Annotated in this window: 20 protein-coding genes; 6 read left to right on the top strand and 14 right to left on the bottom strand. The window is 68.5% G+C overall.

Features of this window, described 5'->3' with window-relative positions; translation table 11 throughout:
* Nucleotides 1-20: 20 nt before the first annotated feature.
* From BM252_RS12430 to BM252_RS12400, 8 genes are all read right to left on the bottom strand, one after another.
* A complete protein-coding gene (locus tag BM252_RS12430) occupies nt 21-2,738 on the bottom strand; it encodes a motility hub landmark protein FimV (protein ID WP_093387839.1) in 2,718 nt (905 codons plus the stop codon).
* Between the two features lie 326 nt (nt 2,739-3,064).
* Nucleotides 3,065-4,192, bottom strand: a complete 1,128-nt coding sequence (asd, locus tag BM252_RS12425; protein WP_093387838.1) for an aspartate-semialdehyde dehydrogenase — start codon at nt 4,190-4,192, stop codon at nt 3,065-3,067.
* Between the two features lie 43 nt (nt 4,193-4,235).
* On the bottom strand, nt 4,236-5,306 hold the full coding sequence (leuB, locus tag BM252_RS12420; protein WP_093387836.1) for a 3-isopropylmalate dehydrogenase: 1,071 nt from the start codon (nt 5,304-5,306) through the stop codon (nt 4,236-4,238).
* Nucleotides 5,307-5,323: 17 nt separating this feature from the next.
* Nucleotides 5,324-5,971: a 3-isopropylmalate dehydratase small subunit gene (gene leuD / locus BM252_RS12415; protein WP_093387835.1), complete on the bottom strand. Its 648-nt coding sequence runs from the start codon at nt 5,969-5,971 to the stop codon at nt 5,324-5,326.
* Nucleotides 5,972-6,024: 53 nt separating this feature from the next.
* Nucleotides 6,025-6,147: an entericidin A/B family lipoprotein gene (locus tag BM252_RS30085; RefSeq protein WP_139236470.1), complete on the bottom strand. Its 123-nt coding sequence runs from the start codon at nt 6,145-6,147 to the stop codon at nt 6,025-6,027.
* A gap of 97 nt (nt 6,148-6,244) precedes the next feature.
* Complete coding sequence (gene leuC / locus BM252_RS12410) at nt 6,245-7,648, bottom strand: 3-isopropylmalate dehydratase large subunit (protein ID WP_093387833.1); 1,404 nt, start codon at nt 7,646-7,648, stop codon at nt 6,245-6,247.
* A 283-nt stretch (nt 7,649-7,931) separates the two neighbouring features.
* On the bottom strand, nt 7,932-9,851 hold the full coding sequence (locus BM252_RS12405) for a chemotaxis protein CheA (RefSeq protein ID WP_093387832.1): 1,920 nt from the start codon (nt 9,849-9,851) through the stop codon (nt 7,932-7,934).
* Complete coding sequence (locus tag BM252_RS12400) at nt 9,851-10,687, bottom strand: protein phosphatase CheZ (RefSeq protein ID WP_093387830.1); 837 nt, start codon at nt 10,685-10,687, stop codon at nt 9,851-9,853. The genes BM252_RS12405 and BM252_RS12400 overlap by 1 nt, the downstream gene beginning before the upstream one ends.
* Before the next feature lie 476 nt (nt 10,688-11,163).
* On the opposite strand from BM252_RS12400, the gene BM252_RS12395 reads away from it, so the two are divergent.
* From BM252_RS12395 to BM252_RS12370, 6 genes are all read left to right on the top strand, one after another.
* On the top strand, nt 11,164-11,643 hold the full coding sequence (locus tag BM252_RS12395; protein WP_093387828.1) for a universal stress protein: 480 nt from the start codon (nt 11,164-11,166) through the stop codon (nt 11,641-11,643).
* A gap of 110 nt (nt 11,644-11,753) precedes the next feature.
* Nucleotides 11,754-12,398 (top strand): response regulator, encoded by a 645-nt coding sequence (locus tag BM252_RS12390; RefSeq protein ID WP_093387827.1) that lies wholly within the window; start codon nt 11,754-11,756, stop codon nt 12,396-12,398.
* A gap of 361 nt (nt 12,399-12,759) precedes the next feature.
* A complete protein-coding gene (locus tag BM252_RS12385) occupies nt 12,760-13,560 on the top strand; it encodes a Crp/Fnr family transcriptional regulator (protein WP_093387825.1) in 801 nt (266 codons plus the stop codon).
* A 252-nt stretch (nt 13,561-13,812) separates the two neighbouring features.
* A complete protein-coding gene (hemP, locus tag BM252_RS12380; protein WP_093387824.1) occupies nt 13,813-14,001 on the top strand; it encodes a hemin uptake protein HemP in 189 nt (62 codons plus the stop codon).
* 69 nt (nt 14,002-14,070) lie between these two features.
* Nucleotides 14,071-14,403, top strand: coding sequence for a hypothetical protein (locus BM252_RS12375; protein WP_093387822.1), 333 nt, complete (start codon nt 14,071-14,073; stop codon nt 14,401-14,403).
* A 9-nt stretch (nt 14,404-14,412) separates the two neighbouring features.
* Nucleotides 14,413-15,720 (top strand): DUF2325 domain-containing protein, encoded by a 1,308-nt coding sequence (locus BM252_RS12370; RefSeq protein ID WP_093387821.1) that lies wholly within the window; start codon nt 14,413-14,415, stop codon nt 15,718-15,720.
* 108 nt (nt 15,721-15,828) lie between these two features.
* Here the strand turns inward: BM252_RS12370 and BM252_RS12365 are convergent, their stop codons facing one another.
* From BM252_RS12365 to BM252_RS12340, 6 genes are all read right to left on the bottom strand, one after another.
* On the bottom strand, nt 15,829-18,579 hold the full coding sequence (locus BM252_RS12365; protein WP_093387819.1) for a TonB-dependent receptor: 2,751 nt from the start codon (nt 18,577-18,579) through the stop codon (nt 15,829-15,831).
* Between the two features lie 408 nt (nt 18,580-18,987).
* On the bottom strand, nt 18,988-20,352 hold the full coding sequence (locus tag BM252_RS12360; RefSeq protein WP_093387818.1) for a sulfite reductase subunit alpha: 1,365 nt from the start codon (nt 20,350-20,352) through the stop codon (nt 18,988-18,990).
* A complete protein-coding gene (locus BM252_RS12355; RefSeq protein WP_245774227.1) occupies nt 20,349-21,515 on the bottom strand; it encodes an FAD:protein FMN transferase in 1,167 nt (388 codons plus the stop codon). The genes BM252_RS12360 and BM252_RS12355 overlap by 4 nt, the downstream gene beginning before the upstream one ends.
* Nucleotides 21,516-21,529: 14 nt before the next feature.
* On the bottom strand, nt 21,530-22,354 hold the full coding sequence (locus BM252_RS12350) for a DUF4198 domain-containing protein (RefSeq protein ID WP_093387816.1): 825 nt from the start codon (nt 22,352-22,354) through the stop codon (nt 21,530-21,532).
* Nucleotides 22,355-22,363: 9 nt separating this feature from the next.
* Nucleotides 22,364-22,879: a DUF2271 domain-containing protein gene (locus tag BM252_RS12345; RefSeq protein ID WP_093387815.1), complete on the bottom strand. Its 516-nt coding sequence runs from the start codon at nt 22,877-22,879 to the stop codon at nt 22,364-22,366.
* A 30-nt stretch (nt 22,880-22,909) separates the two neighbouring features.
* Nucleotides 22,910-23,557 (bottom strand): PepSY-associated TM helix domain-containing protein, encoded by a 648-nt coding sequence (locus tag BM252_RS12340; RefSeq protein ID WP_093387813.1) that lies wholly within the window; start codon nt 23,555-23,557, stop codon nt 22,910-22,912.
* Nucleotides 23,558-23,755: the final 198 nt, after the last annotated feature.

Here is a 23,755-nt window from a genome sequence, read left to right as displayed (position 1 = left end):
CGCATTATACCGCCGCCGACTCAGCCCAGCAGGGCGCGCATGGCGTTGGCCTTGGCCACCTGGTCGTCGCTGCCGCCGCGCAGCACCTCGTCGAGCAGCTCGCGGGCGCCCTCCTTGTCGCCGATCTCCTGGTAGGCGATGGCCAGGTCGAGCTTGGTGTCCATCTCCATGTGGATGGCCGACAGTTGCTCCTCCTTGACGGCCGGGGCGGCGCCGCCGCCCTGCTTCTGGTCGAGGTCGAGGTTGATGTCGGACAGGTCGAACTCGGGCGCGGCGCCGTCGGCCTTGGCCGCGCCGCCGAGGCCCATGTCGGGCAGCTCGAGGTCGGCGAAGTCGCTGGCGAAGGAGGCCGGGGCCGGGGCCGGCGCGGCGCTAGGGGCCGGGGCCGGGCTGGACGGCAGGTCGAAGTCCATCATGTCGAGGTCGGCCAGCGGGTCGCTGCCGACGCTGGGCAGCGCCGTCGGCGCGCTGGCGGCCGGCGCCTCGGCGCGGTCCTCCGGCAGGTCGATGCCGAAGTCCATGCTCGGCTCGTCGGTGATCACCGCCGGGGCCGGCGCGGGGGCCGGGGCCGGGCTGTCGAAGGCCAGGTCGAAGGCCGACTCCTCGGAGGTGACGGCGGCCGACGGCTGGTCGGCGACGGCGGCGGCCGGCACCGGGTCCAGGCTCAGGCCGCCCAGGTCGAAGTCGAGCAGATTGTCGCTGCCGGAGCTGGCGAACTCGGCCGGGGCCGGCGCGGCGGCGGGCGCCACCGGCAGCGCCGTGTCGAGCTGCTGGTCGAGGCCGAAGTCCATGCCGTCGTCGAACGGCGCGGCGGAGTCCTGCGGCTCGGGCAGGCGCTCGGCCGGGGTGGCGGCGGCGGCCGAGACGGCGGCGACCGACGGGCCGGCGGCGTACAGCGGGTTATACGCGTCGAGCGCCAGGCCCAGCGCGACGGCCTGGGCCCATTCCTCGCCCTCGCCCCGGGTCAGCGCGTACAGCTCGCTGGCCTGGGTTTCGAAGGCGCGCGGGTCCTTGCGGGTGGCGTAGATTTCCAGCAGCTTCAGGCGCACGGCGCTGCGGTCGGGATGGCTGCGCAGGGCCTCCTTGAGGATCTCCTCGGCCTGGGCGTCGCGGCCGTAGGCGATGTAGACGTCGGCCTCGGCGACCGGGTCGACCTCGTTGGTGTCGAGCTGGCTGGCCGAGGGCGCGAAGTTCGAGTTGAACACGCTGTTGCTGGTGTCGACGTTCTCGCCACCGGCGGGGGCCACCGGCGGCGCGGCGGCCGGCGCCGGGTCGCCCAGCAGGCTGGGCTCGGCGGCGGCCTCGCCCTGCTGCTTGCGGCGGCGCGAGTAGACGATGGCGCCAAGGCCGGCCAGCAGCGCGGCGGCGGCCACGCCGATGGTGTTGAGGTTCTCCATGACGGTGTCGGCCAGGCTGGGCTCGAGCGAGCGCGGCGGCACGACCACGGTCTTGATCGGCGGCGGCTGCTTGGCCTCCGGCGTGGCCGGCGGATTGAGCTCGATGGTCGGCGTGGTGGCCTTGACCGAGGCGCCGGCCGAGGCGGAGGCCGGGGCCTTCTCGGCGGCGGCCTTGCTCTTGACGGCCATCAGCTTCTCCAGGTCGCTGACGTTCTTCTCCAGCTCCTTGACGCGGGCGGCCGCCTCGGCCATCTGCTGTTCCTTGGCGATCTTGTCTTCCAGGCTGGCGCCGGCCTTGCCGCCGGCCGGCGGCGTCGCCTTCGACAGCTTGAGCTGGTCCTTGGCCTCGTTGGCGGCGGTGGCGCGCTCCTCGACCTTGGCGGTGATCTTGCCGCCGGCGCTCTTGGCCGGTTCGGCCTCCTTGGCCGGCGCGCTGGTGGCGACCTGGCCGGCCAGCTTGTTGCGGTAGGCGTTGAAGTCGGCGGCGTGGGCCACCACCACGCCGTGCGCCTCGCCGTCCGAGGCGGCGGCGCGGATGGCGTCGGCGTCCGGCAGCGCCAGGATCTGGCCGGACTTCAGGCGGTTCATGTTCTTGCCCATGAAGGCCTCGGGGTTGGCGCGGTACAGGGCGACGAGCATCAGGTCGAGCGAGACGTCGACCGGCTTGAGCTGCCTGGCGATGCGGCCCAGGCTGTCGCCCGGTTTGACCTTGTAGCCGTCCTCGGCGGCCGGCGCGGCCGGGCGCGCCGCGCGCGCAGATCGCGCCGGGGCCGGGGCCGGGGCCGGGGCCGGCGCGGCGGCCGGCGACGGCGCGGCGGCGGGCGCGGGTGCGGCGGCCTGGGCGGCGGCGGGCGCGGCGTTGCGGTTGTTGGGCACGTCGACCGGCGCGGCCACCTGGGCCGACTGGGTGCTGCGCATCTCGGCCGGGTCGAGCAGGAAGGTGTATTCGCGCACCAGGCGGCCGCCGGTCCAGCTCAGTTCCAGCAGCATGTCGACGAAGGGCTCGTTGACGGCCTGGCTGGAGCTGACGCGGATCAGCTGGCGGCCGTTGCGCTGTTCGACCTCGAAGCGCAGCGACAGCAGGGTCGGGTTGAAATCGATGTTGGCCTGGCGGAAGGCCTCGGCCGGCGCCAGCTTGGCCACCAGACCGGCCGCCTCGTCGGGCGCGACGGCGGTCAGTTCGATCTCGGCGCGCAGCGGCTGGCCGAGGGCCGACAGCACCGTCAGCTTGCCGAGCCCGGCGGCGTTTGCTGCGGGAGACAGGAACACTGCGCAGGCGACGGCGCTGGTCAGTGTGTTCAACGCGAACGAAACGATGCTGGGACGGGTGGTTGCTGGCATAGTGGATGGCATAGTGGTTGTCAGAGGAAAAATGTTACTTTCCGGAGGTCCCAACATATCATCATGCACTAGACCATGCAAGCTTTGCGCGCGCTTTGTTCCCCTATGGCGGGGGATATGTAAGCTGGTTGTTGAATTTGGCCGGGATTTGACAAATATCCGGTCGGGCGGAGGCGGGGTTTGCCTATGGGGCGGGGGATGTTTCGCCGAGTCCGGGAGGCCGGAACGGCTGGGGCGGACTGTAGGGTCAGACCCTAGGGTCTGACCCTGTTTTGCCGCCGGCGGCACGCTGGCCACCGGCTTGCCTCATTGCAGCTGCCCGGCGCTTAGCCTTCGAGCACGATGCGCAGCATGCGGCGCAGCGGTTCGGCGGCGCCCCACAGCAGCTGGTCGCCGACGGTGAAGGCCGACAGGTAGTCGTCACCCATGCTCATCTTGCGCAGGCGGCCGACCGGGATGGTCAGGCTGCCGGTGGCGGCGGCCGGCGACAGGTCGCGCACCGACGCTTCGCGCGTGTTCGGCACCACTTTGACCCATTGGTTGTTGGCGGCGATGATGTCGTGGATCTCGTCGATCGGCACGTCCTTCTTCAGCTTGATGGTCAGCGCCTGCGAGTGGCTGCGCATGGCGCCGATGCGCACGCACAGGCCGTCGACCGGAATCGCTGTCGAGCCGAAGTCGGCGCCCAGGCCGAGGATCTTGTTGGTCTCGGCGCCGCCCTTCCACTCTTCCTTCGATTGGCCGTTGCCCAGGTCCTTGTCGATCCACGGGATCAGGTTGCCGGCCAGCGGCGCGCCGAACTGCTTGGTCTCCTCGGCGCTCAAGCCGTGCTGGGTAGCCAGCACCTGGCGGTCGATCTCGAGGATCGCCGAGGCCGGGTTGTCGAGCAGGTGCTTGACCGAGCTGTTGATGGTGCCGAACTGGGTCAGCAGCTCGCGCATGTGCTGCGCGCCGCCGCCCGAGGCCGCCTGGTAGGTCATCGAGGTCATCCATTCGACCAGCTTGTGCTGGAACAGGCCGCCCAGGCCCATCAGCATGCACGAGACGGTGCAGTTGCCGCCGATGTAGTTCTTCACACCCTTGCCCAGCGCGTCCTTGATGACGTGCAGATTGACCGGGTCGAGCGCGATGACGGCGTCCTTCTCCATGCGCAACGTCGAGGCGGCGTCGATCCAGTAGCCGTTCCAGCCGGCCGCGCGCAGTTTCGGGAACACCTCGCTGGTGTAGTCGCCGCCCTGGCAGGAGACGATGATCTCGCACTTCTTCAGCTCGTCGATGTCGCTCGCGCTCTTCAGCACGGTCTCGTTCTTGGCCATCGCCGGCGCGGCGCCGCCCGGGTTCGAGGTGGTGAAGAACACCGGTTCGATGTGGGCGAAATCGCCCTCTTCCTGCATGCGCTGCATCAGGACCGAACCGACCATGCCGCGCCAACCTACCAAGCCTACTAGTTTCATCGCAATTCCCTCAAAATCGTTTATATATATCGTTTATATAGTTTTACAGCAGCGCCTTGACCACCGCGTCGCCCATCTGTTCGGTGCCCACCTTGGTGGTGCCGGCCTCGTAGATGTCGCCGGTGCGCAGACCCTGCGCCAGCACGGCCTTGACGGCGTTCTCGATGCGGTCGGCCTGTTCGGCGCGGTTCAGCGAGTAGCGCAGCATCATCGCGGCCGACAGGATGGTCGCCAGCGGATTGGCGATGCCCTTGCCGGCGATGTCCGGCGCCGAGCCGTGCGAGGGCTCGTACAGGCCCTTGTTGTTGGCGTCGAGCGAGGCGGACGGCAGCATGCCGATCGAGCCGGTCAGCATCGAGGCCTGGTCGGACAGGATGTCGCCGAACATGTTGCCGGTGACCAGCACGTCGAACTTCTTCGGCGCGCGCACCAGCTGCATCGCGGCGTTGTCGACGTACATGTGTTCGAGCGCCACGTCCGGGTATTCCTTGTGCACGTCGGTGACGATGTCGCGCCAGAACTGGAAGGTCTCGAGCACGTTGGCCTTGTCGACGCTGGTCAGGCGCTTGTCGCGCTTCTGCGCCGCCTGGAAGGCGACGTGGGCGATGCGGCGGATCTCGCCCTCGGCGTAGCGCATGGTGTCGAAGCCCTCGCGCTGGCCCTTGAAGGCGCCGTCCGGGCACTCGCGCACGCCGCGCGGCTGGCCGAAGTAGATGTCGCCGGTCAGTTCGCGGATGATCAGGATGTCCAGGCCGGAGACCACCTCGGGTTTCAGCGTCGAGGCGTTGGCCAGCTCGGGATACAGGATGGCCGGGCGCAGGTTGGCGAACAGGCCGAGCTGCTTGCGCAGGCCGAGGATGGCCTGCTCGGGGCGCAGCGCGCGTTCCAGCGTGTCGTACTGGTAGTCGCCGACGGCGCCGAACAGCACCGCGTCGGCCGCCTTGGCCAGCGCCAGCGTGCCTTCCGGCAGCGGGTGGCCGTGGGCGGCGTAGCCGGCGCCGCCGACGGCGGCGGTCTCCAGCTCGAAGGATTCGCCCAGCACGTTCAAGACCTTGACGGCCTGCGCGATGATTTCCGGGCCGATACCGTCGCCCGGGAGGATTGCAATTTTCATGTTGTTCGATCGAGAAATTAGATGACGTTGGCCAGCCAGGGCTGGGTGGCCAGATGACGCTCTTCGAAGCCGCGGATGGCGTCGGCGTGGCGCAGGGTCAGGCCGATATCGTCGAGTCCGTTCATCAGGCAATACTTGCGGAAGGCGTCGATCTCGAAGGGGTAGGAGACGCTGCCGTTGCTGGTGGAAATACGCTGCTGTTCAAGGTCGACCACCAGACGGTAACCGGGGAAGGCCTTGACTTCGTTGAACAGATGATCGATCTGCGCTTCTGGCAACACGATCGGCAGCAGGCCGCTCTTGTAGCAGTTGTTGAAGAAGATGTCGGCGAAGGACGGCGCGACGACGGCGCGGAAGCCGTACTGGTCGAGCGCCCAGGGGGCGTGCTCGCGCGAGGAGCCGCAGCCGAAGTTTTTGCGGGTCAGCAGGATCGAGGCGCCCTGGTAGCGCGCCTCGTTGAGCACGAAGTCCGGGTTGAGCGGGCGGCGGCTGTTGTCCTGGCCCGGCTCGCCGTGGTCGAGGTAGCGCCACTCGTCGAACAGGTTGGGGCCGAAGCCGGTGCGGTGGATCGACTTGAGGAACTGCTTCGGGATGATGGCGTCGGTGTCGACGTTGGCGCGGTCGAGCGGGGCCACCAGGCCTTCGTAGATGATAAATTTATCCATGATTCTCGTTCGGGTTGTGCGACGACGGACCGTCGGGCCCGCGGCATCGCTGATTATTTTTTGCCGGCGCCTTCGACCACCTGGCCGACTTTTTGCACGTCCTTGCCGACCCCGGCGATGGTGTTGCAGCCGCTCAGGACCAGGGCGATGAAGGACAGGGCGAATAGTTTTTTCATGATGGTGTGCTCTCGTTGGGACGGGTGGTTCGGCGCGCCGGTGGCGCGGCGGGGGCGCGCCCCCGCCTTGTTGCGATCAAAAATGCGGTGTGGCGGCTCAGCGCAGCGTGCGGATGTCGACGAAGTGGCCGGCGATGCCCGCCGCCGCCGCCATCGCCGGCGACACCAGGTGGGTGCGCCCGCCCTGGCCCTGGCGGCCCTCGAAGTTGCGGTTCGAGGTCGAGGCGCAGCGCTCGCCCGGCTCGAGCCGGTCGGCGTTCATCGCCAGGCACATCGAGCAGCCCGGCTCGCGCCATTCGAAGCCGGCGTCCTTGAAGATGCGGTCCAGGCCCTCGCGCTCGGCCTGGTCCTTGACCAGGCCGGAGCCCGGCACCACCAGCGCCAGCCTGACGTTCGACGCCCGGTGCTTGCCGCGCACCACCTCGGCGGCGGCGCGCAAGTCCTCGATGCGCGAGTTGGTGCAGGAGCCGATGAAGACCTTGTCGATGCGGATGTCGGTGATCGGCGTGTTCGGCGTCAGCGCCATGTAGACCAGCGCCTTTTCCATGGCGTCGCGCTTGACGCTGTCCTTTTCCAGGTCGGGGTCGGGCACCCGGCCGTCGACCGAGACGACCATCTCGGGCGAGGTGCCCCAGGTGACCTGCGGCTTGATCTCGGCGGCGTTCAGGGTGACCACCAGGTCGAAGCGGGCGCCGGCGTCCGAGTGCAGCGTGCGCCAGTAGTCGACGGCGCGGTCCCAGTGCGGGCCGACCGGCGAGAAGGGGCGGCCCTTGACGTAGTTGATGGTGGTGTCGTCGACGGCGACCATGCCGGCGCGGGCGCCGGCCTCGATCGCCATGTTGCACACCGTCATGCGGCCTTCCATCGACAGGGCGCGGATGGTCGAGCCGCCGAATTCGATGGCGTAGCCGTTGCCGCCGGCGGTGCCGATCTTGCCGATCACGGCCAGCACGATGTCCTTCGCGGTGATGCCGGCCGGCAGCGCGCCGTCCACCTGCACCAGCATCGCCTTGGATTTCTTCGCCAGCAGGGTCTGGGTGGCCAGCACGTGCTCGACCTCCGAGGTGCCGATGCCGTGCGCCAGGCAGCCGAAGGCGCCGTGGGTCGAGGTGTGCGAGTCGCCGCAGACCACCGTCATGCCCGGCAGGGTGGCGCCCTGCTCCGGTCCGATGACGTGGACGATGCCCTGGCGCTTGTCGTTCATGTTGAAGTAGGTCAGGCCGTAGGCCTTGGCGTTGCTGTCGAGCGTTTCGACCTGCAGCCGCGAGACCGGGTCGGCGATGCCGTCGGCGCGGTCGGTGGTCGGCACGTTGTGGTCGGCCACGGCCAGGTTGGCCGAGACGCGCCAGGGCGCGCGGCCGGCGGCGCGCAGGCCGTCGAAGGCCTGCGGGCTGGTCACTTCGTGCACCAGGTGGCGGTCGATATAGAGGATGGTGGTGCCGTCTTCCTCGGCGCGCACCACGTGGGATTCCCAGAGTTTGTCGTAAAGCGTCTTCATCATGATTTGTGCTTGCTGCTACAGCCTGTGTGAGTGGTCCACTTTGATTATGCCATATTTGTGCAATGCAAAACCAAGGCCGCGCCCCGGCCTCGTGAGCCGATACGGACTTGGGTAGTGATACACCTGGTATGACTCCTATAAAAAATTCGTCCAAACTAAGCCCGCCGCGCGGCCCAGCATCCATGCGGGCGCGGGCGCCGGCGGCGGGGTCCTGCCTACCGAAAAAACAAAAAAAATGCCTGCGGTGTACGCAGGCATTTGGGACTACTTTTCAGAGTGTCGGCTAGGCAGCCATGCGTACGTTGCCCCGACAGCCATCCATCAGGAAGGATAGGCCCACCACTAGCACCAGCTCGCCCTCGGCCGAGCGCGCCGTGCCGGTGATGCCCTCGACCGCGATGGCGGTCATCGGCTTGATCACCAGGTCGGCGGTGCCGTCCACGGCCTCGACGGCGAGGATGTACGGTTGTGGCGCGGCGACAACAATGCCCACCTTCTCGCGGCAGCTCTCGTAGCCCAGCGAGGCGGCCAGCGAGCGCACCGGCAGCGGCCGGCCCTGGTCCTTGAGCACCGGCGCGCCGCCCACCTCGAGGAACACCTCGGGCAGTTCGACCACGCGTTGCACCACCGCCATCGGCAGGGCCAGCGCGGCGCCCGAGGTCGACACCAGCATGGTCGGCACGATCGACAACTCGATCGGCAGGCGGATGGCGAACTTGGTGCCGAAGCCGAGCGCCGAGTCGATGTGGATGGCGCCGCGGTTCTTCTCCACCGCCGTCTTCACCACGTCCATGCCGACGCCGCGGCCGGACACGCTGGAGGCCACGTCCTTGGTCGAGAAGCCGGGCAGGAACACCAGTTGGAAGCATTCGTCGCTGGACAACTGGGCCGACTCGGTGATCAGGCCCTTCTCCAGCGCCTTCTTGCGCAGGCGCATCGGGTCCATGCCCTTGCCGTCGTCCTGCAGCACGATCATCACGCTGTTGGCTTCCTGCCAGGCCTTCAGCGAGATGTAGGACTTGGTCGACTTGCCGGCGGCGATGCGCTCCTCGGGCGACTCGACGCCGTGGTCGAGGGCGTTGCGCAGCATGTGCACCAGCGGATCGTACAGGCTGTCGACGACGACGCGGTCGACCTCGGTCTCGGCGCCCTCGATGGTCAGCTCGACGTCCTTGCCCAGGTCCTTGGCCAGTTCGCGCACCAGGCGCGGGAACTTCTGGAACAGGCGGCCGACCGGCTGCATGCGCGTCGCCAGGGTGGCGCGCTGCAGTTCGGTGGAGTAGCGCGAGGCGCGTTCCAGCGTCTCGGCCAGGGTCGCCATCAGCGTCGCCGCCTGGCCCTCGAATTTGAACTGCAGCAGGCGCTCGAGCAGCACGGCGGCCTGGTTGGCGGCCTGCACGGACTCGCCGGCCACCTCGAGCAGGGCGTCGAGCTTGACGGCGTCGACGCGGATGCTCTCCTCCTTGACGGGGGCGGCCTGGGGCCGGTGCTCCTCGCGTTTGTCGCCCTCGGCGCGGCGCGGCGCCACCGACGGCGCGATGGCGGCGGCGGCGGCGGTGGCGGCGGCCACGCCCTCGGCCAAGGCCTCGGCCGACAGGCCGGCGGCGGCCGGCGCCGGCGCCGGGGCGCTGTCGGCGGCCGCCGCGGCGGCGGCCGTCGGCGTGTAGGTGCCGGCCGGCGTCACCGCCATGTACATGCCTTCCCAGTCGAGCCCGTCGGCCGACGGCGCGCGCGGCGCCGCCGGGGCGGCGGCGGGCGCGGCGGCCGGGGCCGGCGCCGCTGCGGCGGCCGGGGCCGGGGCCGCCTTCGGCGCCGAAGCCTTGCCCTCGATGGCGTCGGTGAGGATCTGCTCGAGCGAGGCGGGCATGGCGGCCAGGCTGTCCGGCTCGGCGCCGTTGGACAGTTCGGCCAGCTGGTCGGCGACGAAGCCGGAGGCCTGCAGCGCCGCCTCGATGGCGATCGGGGTGACCGGCGCGGCGCCGGTGCGCAGCGCGTCGAACAGGTTCTCGGTCAGGTGGCAGGCGGCCACCATGGCCGGCAGGCTCATGAAGCCGGCGCCGCCCTTGATGGTGTGGAAGGAGCGGAACACCGCGTTCAGCGTTTCCTTGTTTTCCGGGTCGCGTTCGAGGCGCAGCAGGTGTTCCTCAACATTGACCGCGAGATCCATCGCCTCGACGACGAAATCCTTGAGCATATCATCCATTAGAATCCCAGATCGGCAAGAAGGTCATCGACATTGTCCTGGTTCAGCGCGACGGCCGGGGCCGACGGCCCCTGCATCAGGCTGACCTCTTTTTGCGCGATCTTCTCGCGCACGGCCGGCGGCGCGTTGTCGCGCAGCAGCTCGGCCAGTTCGTGCTCGACCGTCTTGGTGATGGACACCACCTTCTTGATCAGCTGGCCGGTGATGTCCTGGAAGTCCTGCGCCATCATGATCTCGAGCAGGCGCGCCTTCTCCGCCTCGGTGGCCTCGGTGACGGCCTGGGCGAAGGACTTCGAGTCGCCCGCCAGCTGCTTGAACTCGTCAAGGCTGAGCTTGCCGGCGAACAGCTCGCTCCAGCGGTTCTCCATCTCCTTGGATTTCTTCGACAACTGGTCCTGCGCCGGCATGCCGTCGTCGAGCGTGTTGAGCACCTTGTTGGCGGCCTGCTCGGTGAGCGAGGCGACGTATTCGAGGCGGTCCTGGGCGTCGACGATCTGCGACGAGGCCTCGGTCAGCGCCTTGTCGTAGCCGAGCTCGCGCAGCGAGTCGTGCAGCAGGCGGACGATGCCGCCCAGGCGTTCGAACATCGGCTTGTCGCCGGCGCCGTCGCCCTCGTCGGCGGGGGCGGCGGCGGCCGGCGCGGCGGCGGCCGGGGCCGGGGCGGGAGCGGGGGTGGGGGCGGCCTCGGCCGGACGGGCGGCGGCGACTTCGTCGAACAGACTTTCCAGATCGTCCACTACGGGGGCGGCGGCGGGAGCGGCTGCGGGCGCTGCTGTCTTGCTTTGCGCAGACACTTCATCAAATAGTGCGTCGAAATCATCAGCGGCGTTGGTCATAATCCCTGCTTCTCCATAATTTGTAAAATTGCTGCCCTAACACTAGCTACCACCCGGCGCCGCGTGCGGCCCCCGGAGTGATGACGCCCGGCAATAAAACGCGCTTACGCGAGTGTAGCAGGAGGCCGCCCGGTTGTTCAATCTCCAGGGCCGAAAAGCCGGCCGGCACACCCGCCCAAAGGGTTAAAAGCCAAGTTTACCGTTGTATTTGCAGATACTAACATCGCTTACCGCGTCAAAGCACGCGGCGGGACACAAAACCAGTGCTTCTGTGCAAATTTATCCGGGGGAAAGCACGCCCCGCGTGCCGGCTTGCGCACGATCATCGACTTTATTGAGGAGTATCAAGTCTTTCCATACTTACAATAGTCTGAATCGGCGCTAAAATTAAGCCAGGTGCAGCCACGGCGCAGGCGCAACGCCGGCCGCGCAAAGCACCACCACCGTCACCACCATCACCAGGCCGGGGGCCAGCCATGTACCGCAAAATCCTCATCACCACCGACGGCTCGGCCGTCTCCAATAAAACGGCCTGCGCCGGCGTCGACTTCGCCGAGCAGATGGGCGCCGAGGTGCTGGCCCTGTTCGTCGCGCCCGAGTACCAGTACCCGATCTATGTCGAGATCATCCCGCCCAGCTACCCCAGCGAGGAGGAATACCGCGCCGCCATGCAGCGCGCCGGCCAGGGCCACCTGCAGGCCATCGTCGAGGCGGCCGAACGGCGCGGCCTGCGCTGCGCCGGCGCCACCGCCTTCGCCGAAAGCGTGGCGCTGAAGATCGTCGAGGTGGCGGCCGAGCGGCACTGCGACCTGATCTTCATGGGCTCGCACGGGCGCAGCGGCTGGGGCCAGTTGTTGCTGGGCAGCGTCACCAACAAGGTCTTGTCGCATTCCAAGATCCCGGTGTTGGTGCACCGCCTGATCAAAGAACCACAAGGACATGAAAATGCGACATGATTAACGGAAAAGCAAAAAAGCCGCCGTTTTAGAGTAGTATTCCGGGGATTGCTTTTCCCACTAGCCACGCCCGCCGCCAGGCGGGCCTCTTTTTTGCCGACAGCCACAATATGATCCGAATCGTCATAGCCGATGACCACACCATCATGCGCGAAGGCCTCAAGCGCATCCTCGACGGGGCGCCGGACATCGACATCGTCGGCGAGGCGATCGACGGCTTCGAGGTGCTGACCCAGGTGCGCCAGGGCGGCTTCGACCTGCTGCTGCTCGACCTGTCGATGCCCGGCCGCAGCGGCGTCGACCTGATCCGCCAGATCCGCGGCGAGGCGCCCAAGCTGGCCATCCTGATCCTCACCATGCACGAGGAGGAGCAGTACGCCGTGCGCGCCATCCGCGCCGGCGCCCAGGGCTACCTGACCAAGGAGAGCGCCGGCACCCAGCTGGTCGGGGCGATCCGCAAGGTCGCCTCGGGGCGGCCCTACATCAGCACCGAGGTGGCCGAGCAGCTGGCGCTGAACATCATGATGCCCAACGAAAGCTTGCTCCACAAGCAACTTTCAGACCGCGAATTCGAGGTGTTTTCATTGTTGGTGGCCGGCAAGTCGATCACCGAGATCGCCAACAGCCTGCACCTGAGCGTCAAGACGGTGAGCACGCACAAGACCCGGATCATGCAAAAGATGGGCATGAACTCGCTGTCGGAGATGGTGCAGTATGCCGTCGCGCACCGACTGTTGTCGCCCTTCAAGACCTAGCCGCGCCTCCCACCGGCGCGCCGCCGTTAGGACGAATCCTACAAGGCCGCGCCGCGTCCTACGCCCATATTCAGCGCCTGCTGATATCAATCGCCCCCCCTAGTTGGCATACTGAAACCAGCCGATGCAAGTTGCAACGGGTCACGCCGGCCGGCGCGCCCCGTTCAGCCCGTCACCGGGCCCCGTCCTTGCCTGGGCGCTGCCGTGCAATCCGCCGCTCGCGGCAGCCGCAGCCGCAGCCGGGCCGTACCCCCTTCGCCGCAATGAAACCCGACTTACCTGTCACCAGGAGATCAACATGCTGTCTACGCAAACGCCTGAAATCCGCTCCAACGCAACGACGGCCCTGCAGTCCTCGTCGATGGAAGCCGGCCGCCAGCGTCAGGGCCGGCTCTGGTCGAACCTCAAGGAGGTGTGCGACCTGCTGCACATCCCCGCCGCCTGTTCGATCACCGCCGAGGAACTGCTGTTCCAACACGTGCAGTTCAAGACCGGCCAGCGCATCCACACCATCGGCCAGCCCTTCGACACGCTGTACATCGTCAACTCGGGCTTCCTCAAGACGGTGTTGATCGACGAGTTCGGCAACGAGCAGGTGCTCAGCTTCCCGATGAAGGGCGACATGCTCGGCGTCGACGGCATCCACACGCGGCACTACTCGTCGGAGGCCGTGGCGCTGTCGGACTGCGACCTGATCCTGCTGCCGTTCAAGAAGCTGACGGCGCTGGGCCGCATCCACCTGGAGCTGGAGAACATGATGTACGGCGTGATGAGCCGCGAGCTGGTGCGCGAGCAGGCCATGATCGGCATGCTCGGCGCCCTCAGCGCCGAGGCCCGCGTGGCCCGCTTCCTGGTCTCGCTGGCCGAGCGCTTCTCCCAGATGGGCTATTCGAGCAAGCTGTTCAACCTGCGCATGACGCGCCACGAGATCGGCAGCTACCTGGGCCTGACCCTGGAGACGGTCAGCCGCACCTTGTCGGCCTTCAACGAGATCGGCCTGATCAGCGTCGACCAGCGCACCATCGGCATCAAGGACGCCGATGCCCTGAAAACCCTGCGCCGCCTGCCGCCATCGCGCGCGCGCGCCAAACAATTGGCGGCGGCCAAGAACAAATCCGCCGCCGAGCAAGCGGCCACGCTGCCGCTGCTGGCCGCGATCTGAGCGGCGGCGGCGCCCCAAACCCCGGCGCCCCATTCCCCTCCGCCCACCCCGCACAGCCCCCGCCCAGCCGCGCAATCCCCCGCAAGACCCAGCTTGGCCCGGCGTCCGCGTCGGGTCTTTTTTGTCGCGCCTCCGCCGTCCCGCCCAGCCTCCCCGCCGCCGCCCCCGCGACGCAAATAAGACTTGCATTTCCCGCCATCTTCACCAATAATGCAAATGCGAATCATTCTTATTTATGGAGCCCACCACGTGATGCACACCCACCCAAACCCCGTGCGGTCCGACGCGTCCAGCGCCCCGCAAAGCGAGGCCGTGCAGGCCGCGCCGCGCATCAACAGCGCCGCCCTGATGCAGGGCCAGCGCGAGCTGGAGATCGAGCACGGCGGCAAGATCTACCGCCTGCGCGTGACCCAGTTGAACAAGCTGATCCTCACCGCCTGAGCGGTTCCGCCAGCCCCCCTTCCCCACGCCAGCCCGCCGCCAGCCCAACACCCCAACCAGGAGCGTTTGATGGCCATAGACCGTAGCAATCCGATTTTCCTCGCCCCCAGGGATGGCGGGCCGCGTCCGGAGCTGATGCTGTCGGCGGTGCTGCACCTGATGTCGCACTACACCGCCAGCGCCGCCGAGCAGGGCGCCTGCGTCAAGCTGGCCTCGGTGATCGAGCGCCACCTGAAGGCGCTGGCCGGCCTGCCCGAGCTGGCGCCGGTGCTGCGCGCCACCTGCCAGCAACTGTCCGAGCAGTGGGCCGGCGTGGTCGAGAGCACCCTGCCCGACACCGACAAGGGCAACTTCCTGGCCCGCATCATCGGCCGCGGCCGTGGCGCCGGGCCGGCGCAGTGAGGGCCGGCCATGTGCGATAAACACGACAAGAATCACGACAATAATCACGACGATAAGCACGATGATAAGCACGCCCATCGGCACGGCGAGAAACACGCCGGGCCAGCCGACTCCCCGCGCGGCGCGCGGCGCGATGCCCCGAGCGGCGCGCCGCTGATCCACAACGTCGCCAGCGCCCTCGAACCGGCGCTGGCCTCGCGCCGGCGCCGCCTGTGGGAGCTGGGCCACGCCTGCCACTGCCCGCTGGTCGGCGTCGGCCTGCCGCTGGGCGTGCTGCGCAAGCTGGTCGACAAGGTCAGCGGCGGCAAGGTGCTGGCCGACGACTACGAGGTGCACGTTGGCGCGGTGACCGAGTGCGGCAGCCGCAACCGTCTGTCCGAGGCGCTGCAAAAGGAGCTGGAACGGCGCTACGCGGCGGTGCTGCTGCGCTATCGCGGCGCGCGCGACAGCGCCCAGCTGGCCGCGCTGTGGCGCGCCGCCGTGGAAGCGGGCGACGTCGCCGGCGCCTTCTGGGCCGGACTCAGCCATCCGCGCTGCAGCGCCGAGCTGGAGGAGCAGATGTGCCGCGACCTGCACATGGTGCAGCACCAGGCCGGCGCCTGCGTGCGCGCCGACCTGGGCAAGTTCCAGGCCACCTTGGCCGAGAACCGCGAGCTGCAGCACCAGCTCGACAAGGCGCGCCAGCGCGCCGCCGCCCTGCTGGCCGAGAAGACCGCCCAGGCCGGGCTGCACGCCACCCAGCAGATGCAGCTGCGCGCCCACCTGGTCGGCCGGGACAGCATGATCGACTCGCTGCGCGCCGAGCTGGCCGAGCTGCGCGGCGCGATTCCCGGGCTGGCGTCGCGCGCCCGCCTGGCCGAGCGGCTGCAGCAGATGGAGCAGCGCGAGCGCGCGCTGCGCGAGCAGATCACCGAGCTGAAGCTGGCGGCGCGCGCCGAGCCGGCGGCGCGTCCGGCGGCGCCGGCGCCGGCCGCCGTGGCGCCGGCCGAGCAGGTGGTGCGCATGCCGCTGCGCCTGCGCGACCAGAGCGTGCTGTGCGTGGGCGGGCGCAGCGGCAACGTGGCGACCTACCGCGAGCTGATCGAGCGCGGCGGCGCCCAGTTCGCCCACCACGACGGCGGCCTGGAGGACAACGCCAACCAGCTCGACGCCAGCCTGGCGGCGGCCGACCTGGTGATCTGCCAGACCGGCTGCATCAGCCACAGCGCCTACTGGCGCGTCAAGGACCACTGCAAGCGCACCGGCAAGCGCTGCGTGTTCATCGACAACCCGAGCATCTCCAGCCTGGCGCGCGGCCTGGAGACGGCCACCGAATAGGCCGCCGAACAGGCCGCCGGCGGCCGTGCCGCGCGGACGAAAAAAAGCCCCGGTCGCGCAAGCGGCCGGGGCTTTTTTTGGTCGGGACGTTAGACGCCTAGCAGGCGCTTAGAACTGATAGTTGCCAGTAACGTAGAAGGTACGCAGCATCGCATCGGCGTAGCGCGGATCGAAGCCGACCTGGTGGCCCGACGAGTTGCGCAGCGACAGCGGCGGTTCGCGGTTCAACAGGTTCTTGATGCCGGCGCGGATCGACGCGGTCTTGGTGACCATGAAGCGGCCCTGCCAGTCCAGCGTGATGTAGGACGGCACCTGCAAACGGATCTTCTCGTTCTTGTTGGTGCCCAGGTTGCGCACCGAGGCTTCCGCGTCGGTGTAGCCGTTGCGGTAGTTCATCGTCAAGGTGTTGCTCAACGCGCCGGTGTCGAGCGTCAGGCTGGTGCGCACGACGTGGCGGAAGGCGACCTGGTCATCCGCGCCGAAGTAGTTCAGGCTCGAGGTCCAAGCGCCCGAGGTATCGCCCGGCACGGTGTACTCCGACTTCATCAGGTAGGTGCCGCTCAGGTTGGCGGTCAGGTTGCCGAAGCTGTAGCGATGGCGTGCCACCAGATCGTAGTCGATGCCGCGGTTGTGCTTCTCGCCCAGGTTGACCGGCGGCGACTGCATGGCCCAGTAGGTGTTGCCGGTCGACGGCTCGGTGAAGGTGCTCAACAACGAACGGTACTTGACCGGATCGTTGAAGATCAGCGTTTCGCTGACGTAGTCGACGGCGTCCTTGATGCGCACGTCCCACAGGTCGGCGCCGATGGTGAAGGCCGAGCTCGGCTCGTAGCGGAAACCGATCGAGTATTGCTTGGACTTTTCCGGCTTCAGGTTCTCGTTGCCAAGGTTCATCTTGTTGTACTGCACCACGCCCGGACGGCACAGCACCTTGTCGGCGATCGGGCACTCGTGCACCGAGGCGGTGACGCCGGCGCTGACCAGCGGCTGGGCCAGTTCCAACATGCTCGGCGCCTTGAAGCCGGTGCCGTAGGAACCGCGCACCAGCACGGTCTTGGCCGGCTGCCAGCGCGCCGACACCTTGTAGGTGCCGGCCGACTGCTTCTGGCCGACCGTGCGGTGGGCCAGGTCGTCGTCGATCGCGCCGATGGCGTCGTAGCGGACGCCCATGCTCAGTTCCAGGTCCTTGCTCACCGGGGCGATCAGTTCGCTGAACAGGCCGTAGCTGTTGCGGCTCATGTCGTAGGCGCCCGGCGCGCTGACGTTGTAGATCTCGTTGTTGACGGCGGCGTCGGCCGGGGTCTGCTTGAAGCTGTACTTGCGATAGTCGGCGCCCAGGCCGATGTTGGCGGCGCCGCCCGGCAGGGTGAACACCTCGCGCGAAGCGTGCGCGTCGATGCCGCGCAGGGTGGTCGCGGCCTCGCGCAGCGTACCGACGAACTTCGAGTTCTGGATCAGGCCCTTGGTGGCCTCGCTCTGGCCGCCGATCAGCGCGAACGGATCGAAGGCGGCGGTGGCCAGCATCGACTTGAACTCCTTGCTGCGCGCGTAGCCGCCGACATAGCGTTCCTCGATCTTGTTCTGCGACCAAGTCAGGCCGGTGCCGAAGCTCCAGGCGCCGATCTCGCCGTCGGCGCCCAGCACCAGGTGGTTGGAGTCGGTCAGGGTTTGCGCGTCGCGGGTGCCCCAGTCGTAGGTGCGGTAGCTGCCCGAAACCTTGGCCACGTCGGCCGCCTGGGCCGGCGTCAGGAAGGGCAGCACGTTGTTGGCGTACAGCGCCGACTTGGTGTCGATGGCGAACGGCGCCGTGTTCGGCGCGATGCGCGCGGTCATGTCGTAGCGCGACAGGGCCACCAAGGCGAAGACGGCGATGTCGTCGGTGGCCTTGACGGTGGCCTTGGTGAAGAAGCTGTCGCGCTTGTTTTGCGGCACGATCTCGACGGTCGAGGCGAAGTCGAAGGAGCAGTTGCGCGAGTTGGCGTTGTTCGACAGGCTGGCGTAGCTGAGCGCCGGGCAGTTGCCGTTCTTCAGCAGGTAGGGGCTGAAGCTCGACGACGGCTGGTCTCCCTTGTACGCCACGGCGACGTTGGCCGGCACGGTGACCGGGCTGGTGCGGTCGTAGATGTAGTTGTTGCCGTTGTTGCTGAACGGGATGTAGGCGGTCTTGGCGAAGTCGCGGTCGGTCGCCTTGATCGGGCCGGCCTCGTCGTGGCGGTAGCTGGCGATGATGTTGAAGCGGTCGTCTTCCAGGTTGCCGGCGCCGTAGGTGAGGCTGGTGTTGTAGGACTGGCCCTTGCGGCTGTCGGTCGGGGTGTTGTAGGTCGCCTCGACGGTGCCGCCGCGCTGGTTCTTCTTCAGGATGAAGTTGATGACGCCGGCGATGGCGTCCGAGCCGTACAGGGCCGAGGCGCCGTCGGTCAGGATCTCGACGCGCTCGACGGCGCTCATCGGGATCGAATTCAGGTTGATCGTGCTGCCCGAGTCGGACGGCGCGATGCGGCGGCCGTCGAGCAGGACCAGGGTGTACTGCTCGCCGATGTTGTGGATCGACGCCGAGACACGGCCGCCCGAATTGGAGCCGGCGGCGGTGGCGGCGATGGTGAAGCCCTGCATCGCCGGCAGCGCCTGGATCAGGTCGGCGACGTTGGTCGCGCCCGACTTGGCGATGGCTTCCTGCGACAGGCGCTGCACCGGCAGCGCGCCTTCGACGGCGATGCGCTTGATGCTCGAACCGGTGATTTCAACTTTTTGAATCTGCTGCTCTTGCGCGCGGACCTGGCCGGCGATGATGGCGGTGCCCGCCAGGACGCCCAGGGCGAGGCGGACCGAACGCACGCCAATTTTTTGTTGCAAAACCATTCAGAATACTCCCGATGTGTGAATAACAAAGTCGAGAGCAATAGCCGTGCCGCCTGGGTGGTGAACCTGGGGTCATGAAACAGTCTGCCTTGCCATGTCGACGACATTCTGTGGGCAAGGCGCCAGCGGATGCGGTTCGAGGGTGTGACGAGGAAGAGGACACAGCGCGACAAGAGTCGCCCTATTGCTCAACAGCGGGCGATTATGTCGCCAAAATGACACGATGTGTGAACGACTTTGCGCGTTTTATTTACATTTTGGATACAAAATAAGTACAAACATGATAAGTTTGGAGAAATTACATTTTACATATACAAAATATGCATATCCATATAATCGCGGAAGAATATTTTTAGATTATTGGCAATAGCCGTATAGATGGAATCGCGGATTTTATCGTTGTTGCAATTAGTAGACATCGCGCCGGTAGCGCCCGGCGGCCGCCAGCGCGTCCAGCGCGGCGCCGCCCAGCTGCTCGCGCAGGACGCGGTCGACGCCGGCGGCCATGCCGTCCAGGCTGCCGCAGACGTACAGCGCGGCGCCGCGCGCGACCCAGTCGCGCAGCGCCGCGCCCTGCTCGGCCAGGCGGTCCTGCACGTAGCGGCGCTGCGGCTGGTCGCGCGAGTAGACCAGGTCGAGGCGCTCGAGCAGGCCGGTCTCGCGCCAGCCGGCCAGCTCGTCGGCGTAGTGGGCGTCGAAGGCGGCGTTGCGCTCGCCGAACAGCAACCAGACGCGGCCCCGGCCGGCCAGGGCGCAGGCGCGCAGGTGGCCGCGCAGGCCGGCGATGCCGCTGCCGTTGCCGATCAGGATCAGCGGCAGCTCGGCGTTGTCCTCCAGGCGGAAGCGGCGGTGCGGCCGCAGGCGCAGCGGCAGCACCTCGCCCGGCGCCGCCTGCAGGCACAGCCAGCCGGAGGCCAGGCCGGCCGTGCCGTCCGGGTGGCGCAGCAGGCGCACCAGCAGGTGCACGCGGCCGTCGGCCGGCACCGAGGCGATCGAGTATTCGCGCGGCCGGTCCGGCTCGGCCGGCGCGGCCACCTGCACCAGGTCGCCCGACTGCCAGTCCGGCAGCGCGCCCGACTGCGGCTCCAGCTCCAGATGGTAGAGCGGCGCGCCGGCGCTGCCCGGATTGAGCAGGCGCCGCTCGGCCAGGCGCCAGCCGGCGAAGGCCGGCGCGGCCCAGTCGGGCGCGTCGCTGGTGCCGGCCAGGTGGCTCAGTTGCTGGCGCCATTGGGCGATGGCGGCCTCGGCGCTGCGGTCGACCTCGATGCGCGGGAACAGCGCCCGGGCGCCCTGCCCGGCCAGCCAATGGTCGAGCGCGCGGCCGAAGCCACAGTAGTGCTTGTAGGCGCGGTCGCCCAGCGCCAGCACGGCGTAGTGCAACTGGCCCAGCGCCAGCTCGCCGCCCAGCAGGCGCTGGGCGAAGGCGGCGCCGGCGTCGGGCGCGTCGCCCTCGCCGTAGGTGCTGACCAGGAACAGCGCGCGCTCGGCGCCCTGCAGCTCGGCCGCCGTCAGCTCGGACAGCTCGCACAGGCGGGCGGCGATGCCGGCCAACGCCAGCGTGGCGTGGGTTTGGCGCGCCAGCTGCTCGGCGTTGCCGGTCTGGCTGGCGTAGGCCACCAGCCAGGCCGGACTCTGGCCGGCCTGGGCGCGCGCCAGCAGCGCGGCCCGGCGTTTGTGCCGCTGGCGCAGGTAGGGCAGCAGGCAGACCAGGGCGTAGGCCAGGGCCAGGCCGGCCAGCAACAGCAGCCGGGTCGGATCGTTGGTGAAGTTCATGCGAGCATCTGTTGGAAGGCCGCGCTCAAGCGTTCGGCGCAGCCGTCCGGCGTGCGCAGCACGAAGCGGGCGGCCAGGCCGAGCCGGTCGGCCAGCGCCAGGCCGGCCTCGGGGCCGAGCACGGTGAGCGCGGTGGACCAGGCGTCGGCGGCCATGCACTGGGCATGCACCACCGTCACCGAGGCCAATTGATTGGTGATCGGCATGCCGCTGCGCGGATCGATGGTGTGGGAATAGCGTTGCGGCTGGGTATGCGCGGGCGACGACAGGTCGGCCGCGTCGGCGTTGAAGTAGCGCCGGTAATCGCCCGAGGTGGCCACGGCCAAGCCGTGCAGCGCCAGCACCAGCTCGCCACCGGCGGACGCGGCGGCGGCGGCCGGCCCGGCCGGCGCAGCGGCGGACAGGGCGGCGACGCTCGGCGCCATACCGGCCGTGCTCGCTCCGGGCTGTTCCAGCGCCACCCACCACGGCTGGCCGTCCGGCTTGACGCCGGCGCCGCGCAGCTCGCCGCCGACCTCGACCAGGTAGTGGCGGATGCCCTGCGCCTCCAGGTACTCGGCCAAGCGGTCGACGCCGTAGCCCTTGGCAACGGCCGACAAGTCGAGCAGCACGCCACCCGGCTGGCGGGCGCGCCGGCCGGCATGGTCGAGTTCGACCCTGGCCTGGCGCCGCCGCTCCAGCAGCCGCGCCACCTGGGCGGCGTCCGGCGGCGCGAAGCCGGGCCGCTCGAAGCCGCCGGCGGGGCCGAAGCCCCACAGGTTGACCATGGCGCCGGCGCAGGGGTCGTAGGCGTCGCCCGTGTCGCGGGCGACGCGCATGGCGAAGGCCAGCACGGTGAAGAATTCCTCGGGCAGGCGCTGCCAGCTGCCGGCCTCGGCCAGGTTGAAGCGGCCCAGGTCGGAGTCGCTCTCCCAGTGGCTCATTTGCGCCACCACCTGGTCGAGCTGGCCCTGCAGGCCCTGTTGCAAACGCGGCGGCAAGGTGGCGGCGCGGCCGTGGTCGACCAGCCGCACCGACCAGCCGGTGCCCATGCTGACGCCGGCGAAGTCGCGGATGGCGCCGTGCGCCGGCGCCGCCTGCTCGGCGATGTGCGCCGGCAGCAGCACGCGGCGTTCGCCCGGCCCCGCCAACAAGGCCGACGCCACCGCCGGCCCACCCGCCATGCCCGCCGCGCCCACTATTGCGGCAGCACTTCGACGGTGGCCGCGTAGGTCACGCGGCGCGCCGGCGCCGCCGGCGGCGTGCCGGCGGCGGCCGGGGCGGCCACCGGCCAGCTGCTGCTGACCATGTACATGCCGGCGGCCGGCAGCTCGAAGCTGATCTCGCCCTTGGCGTCGGTGCTCTGGCGGATCTCGCCCAGCGTGCCGCGGTGGCGCACGCCGCCGGGGATCAGGCTGAAGGCCTGGTTGGCCGCCGGCTTGCCGTCGAGCAGGAAGCGCCAGGTGGCGCGCTCGCCGCTGCGCATGTCGTTCGGGTGGGTGACGGGCACCAGCTCGAGGCCGACGCCGCTCGGTTTGAACACCGCCTCGTTCGGCGTGCCGGTCGAGACGAAGGTTTCCAGGCGGCTGTAGTTGCGCGTCAGCTTGACGTCGGTGGCGTCGGCCGGCACGTCCTTGGCCAGGCTTTCCTCGCTGCCACGGAAGCGCTTCATGTCGCCGGCCTTGTCCTTGTAGCTGCCGAACACGCCCTGCGACACCAGGCTGATCTTGTAGGTGCCCGGCTTGGCCAGGCGCAGGTCGAAGGTGCTGCGCAGCTTGCCGGTGCTGGCGTTGTCGAGGTTGACGCGGGCGCCGTCCGGGCCGGTGGCGACGATGCCGTCGAGCTTGAGCGGCTGGTGGTCGATGTCGAACAGGCCCTCGGAGATGGCGGCGTCGATGGTGACCCAGGCCTCCTTGGCGTCGACCTGGGTCGACGACGGCAGCAGCCAGGGACGGTGCGCCTGGGCGTTCAGGGCCAGGCCGGCCAAGGCCAGCGCCAACAACGGTTTATTCAATTTTTTCATGATCCGGCCTTAAGGCTTGAGTTGAACTACGACGGCGCCCAGTTCTTCCTTGCCCTTGGCGGCCAGGCTCTGCGCGGTTTTCGGCGGCCACTGCAGCGGCACCTTGACGGCCTCGCGGCCACCGGCCTCGCGCGCCGCTTCAACGACCAGCTGGTACTGGCCGGCCGGCAGCTTGTCGAGCGCGGCCTTGGCGACCGGGAAGCTCAGCGTGTACTCGCCCGGCGCCTTGGTCGCGCCGGAGACGCCGTCGAGCGGCATCTCGACGTCGCGGCCGCTCTTGCGCCACCACTGGCGCATGTCCTTGAGCCACTTGGTGCCGGCGTTGTCCTTCTTCTTGACGTCGTACAGCACGGCCAGGTTGGCCACCACCTTCTGGTCGGCGTTCTCCAGCCAGGCGGCCAGGTAGGGACGGTGGTACTCGGCCACGTTCAGTTGCGGGACTTCGAGCTTGAGGGCCAGATCGGCCGCCATGGCCGAGGCGCTGATCAGCGGCATGCTGAGCGCGATGGAGTAGCGTAATTTCATGGGGTGCCTGTCAAAAGAGGAATGGAAAAATCAATGGATGAACAACAGCGCGATCGCACACGGAACCAGGATGCCCAGGCCGACCATCGGCCAGGTGAACGGCCGGTTGGCGGCGTGGAACTTCAAGATCAACAGGCCGGTCAGGCAGAACAGCAGGCAGGTGCCGGCGAAGATGTCGATGAACCAGTTCCAGGCCGGGCCGGTGTTGCGGCCCTTGTGGACGTCGTTGAGCCAGGAGATCCAGCCACGGTCGGTGTTCTCGTACTCGGCGGCGCCGTCCGGCAGGGCGATGCGCACCCAGGCGTCGCCGCCGGCCTTGGCCAGCGGCAGGTAGACCTCGTCGGCCGACCACTCGGCCGGGCGGCCGCCGGCCTTCAGCGACCAGGTGTCGCGCAGCCACTGCTCGGCGGCGGCCGGCAGCGCGGCGCGCTCACCGTCGTGCGCGGCGGCGTAGGCCGCCAGGCTGGCCGCCAGCGGCGCCGGCAGGGCGGCCTGCTGGCGCGTCACGCTGGGCTTGGCCTCGATCTGCGCGGCGTGGTTCAGGGTGATGCCGGTGACGCTGAACAGCAGCATGCCGAGCAGGCACAGCGCCGAGCTGATCCAGTGCCACTGGTGCAGGTTCTTCAGCCAGACGGCGCGGCTGGCGTTGCGGGCTGGCGCGGCTTGTGGTGCGCTCAAGGGACATCCTTTGGTGATGGGTACAGGTGGAAACGGCGGCGGCCGGCGGGCCGGCGGCGCGATCAGTGACAAATGATAATGATTATCATTTGCGAAGTCAATCGAGAATCCCTCATTGACACAATTCAATACAAATCCCCCGGGCCGCTCGGCACCAAGCGGCCACGCAAAAAAGGGAAGGCGCGGCGTTTGCCGCGA

This window comes from Rugamonas rubra, from assembly GCF_900114705.1.
Classification (GTDB): Bacteria; Pseudomonadota; Gammaproteobacteria; order Burkholderiales; family Burkholderiaceae_D; genus Rugamonas; species Rugamonas rubra.
This window is presented reverse-complemented; position numbering and strand designations above follow the sequence as displayed.

What these genes read in the sequence shown, in the direction of transcription:
- BM252_RS12400 (WP_093387830.1), bottom strand. Translation starts at nt 10,687, where the DNA reads ATGACCAACGCCGCTGATGATTTCGACGCACTATTTGATGAAGTGTCT.
- BM252_RS12385 (WP_093387825.1), top strand. Translation starts at nt 12,760, where the DNA reads ATGGAAGCCGGCCGCCAGCGTCAGGGCCGGCTCTGGTCGAACCTCAAG.
- hemP (WP_093387824.1), top strand. Translation starts at nt 13,813, where the DNA reads ATGCACACCCACCCAAACCCCGTGCGGTCCGACGCGTCCAGCGCCCCG.
- BM252_RS12355 (WP_245774227.1), bottom strand. Translation starts at nt 21,515, where the DNA reads ATGGCGGGTGGGCCGGCGGTGGCGTCGGCCTTGTTGGCGGGGCCGGGC.
- BM252_RS12365 (WP_093387819.1), bottom strand. Translation starts at nt 18,579, where the DNA reads ATGGTTTTGCAACAAAAAATTGGCGTGCGTTCGGTCCGCCTCGCCCTG.
- BM252_RS12390 (WP_093387827.1), top strand. Translation starts at nt 11,754, where the DNA reads ATGATCCGAATCGTCATAGCCGATGACCACACCATCATGCGCGAAGGC.
- BM252_RS12350 (WP_093387816.1), bottom strand. Translation starts at nt 22,354, where the DNA reads ATGAAAAAATTGAATAAACCGTTGTTGGCGCTGGCCTTGGCCGGCCTG.
- leuD (WP_093387835.1), bottom strand. Translation starts at nt 5,971, where the DNA reads ATGGATAAATTTATCATCTACGAAGGCCTGGTGGCCCCGCTCGACCGC.
- BM252_RS12430 (WP_093387839.1), bottom strand. Translation starts at nt 2,738, where the DNA reads ATGCCAGCAACCACCCGTCCCAGCATCGTTTCGTTCGCGTTGAACACA.
- BM252_RS12345 (WP_093387815.1), bottom strand. Translation starts at nt 22,879, where the DNA reads ATGAAATTACGCTACTCCATCGCGCTCAGCATGCCGCTGATCAGCGCC.
- BM252_RS30085 (WP_139236470.1), bottom strand. Translation starts at nt 6,147, where the DNA reads ATGAAAAAACTATTCGCCCTGTCCTTCATCGCCCTGGTCCTGAGCGGC.
- BM252_RS12375 (WP_093387822.1), top strand. Translation starts at nt 14,071, where the DNA reads ATGGCCATAGACCGTAGCAATCCGATTTTCCTCGCCCCCAGGGATGGC.
- asd (WP_093387838.1), bottom strand. Translation starts at nt 4,192, where the DNA reads ATGAAACTAGTAGGCTTGGTAGGTTGGCGCGGCATGGTCGGTTCGGTC.
- leuB (WP_093387836.1), bottom strand. Translation starts at nt 5,306, where the DNA reads ATGAAAATTGCAATCCTCCCGGGCGACGGTATCGGCCCGGAAATCATC.
- BM252_RS12360 (WP_093387818.1), bottom strand. Translation starts at nt 20,352, where the DNA reads ATGAACTTCACCAACGATCCGACCCGGCTGCTGTTGCTGGCCGGCCTG.
- leuC (WP_093387833.1), bottom strand. Translation starts at nt 7,648, where the DNA reads ATGATGAAGACGCTTTACGACAAACTCTGGGAATCCCACGTGGTGCGC.
- BM252_RS12370 (WP_093387821.1), top strand. Translation starts at nt 14,413, where the DNA reads ATGTGCGATAAACACGACAAGAATCACGACAATAATCACGACGATAAG.
- BM252_RS12395 (WP_093387828.1), top strand. Translation starts at nt 11,164, where the DNA reads ATGTACCGCAAAATCCTCATCACCACCGACGGCTCGGCCGTCTCCAAT.
- BM252_RS12405 (WP_093387832.1), bottom strand. Translation starts at nt 9,851, where the DNA reads ATGGATGATATGCTCAAGGATTTCGTCGTCGAGGCGATGGATCTCGCG.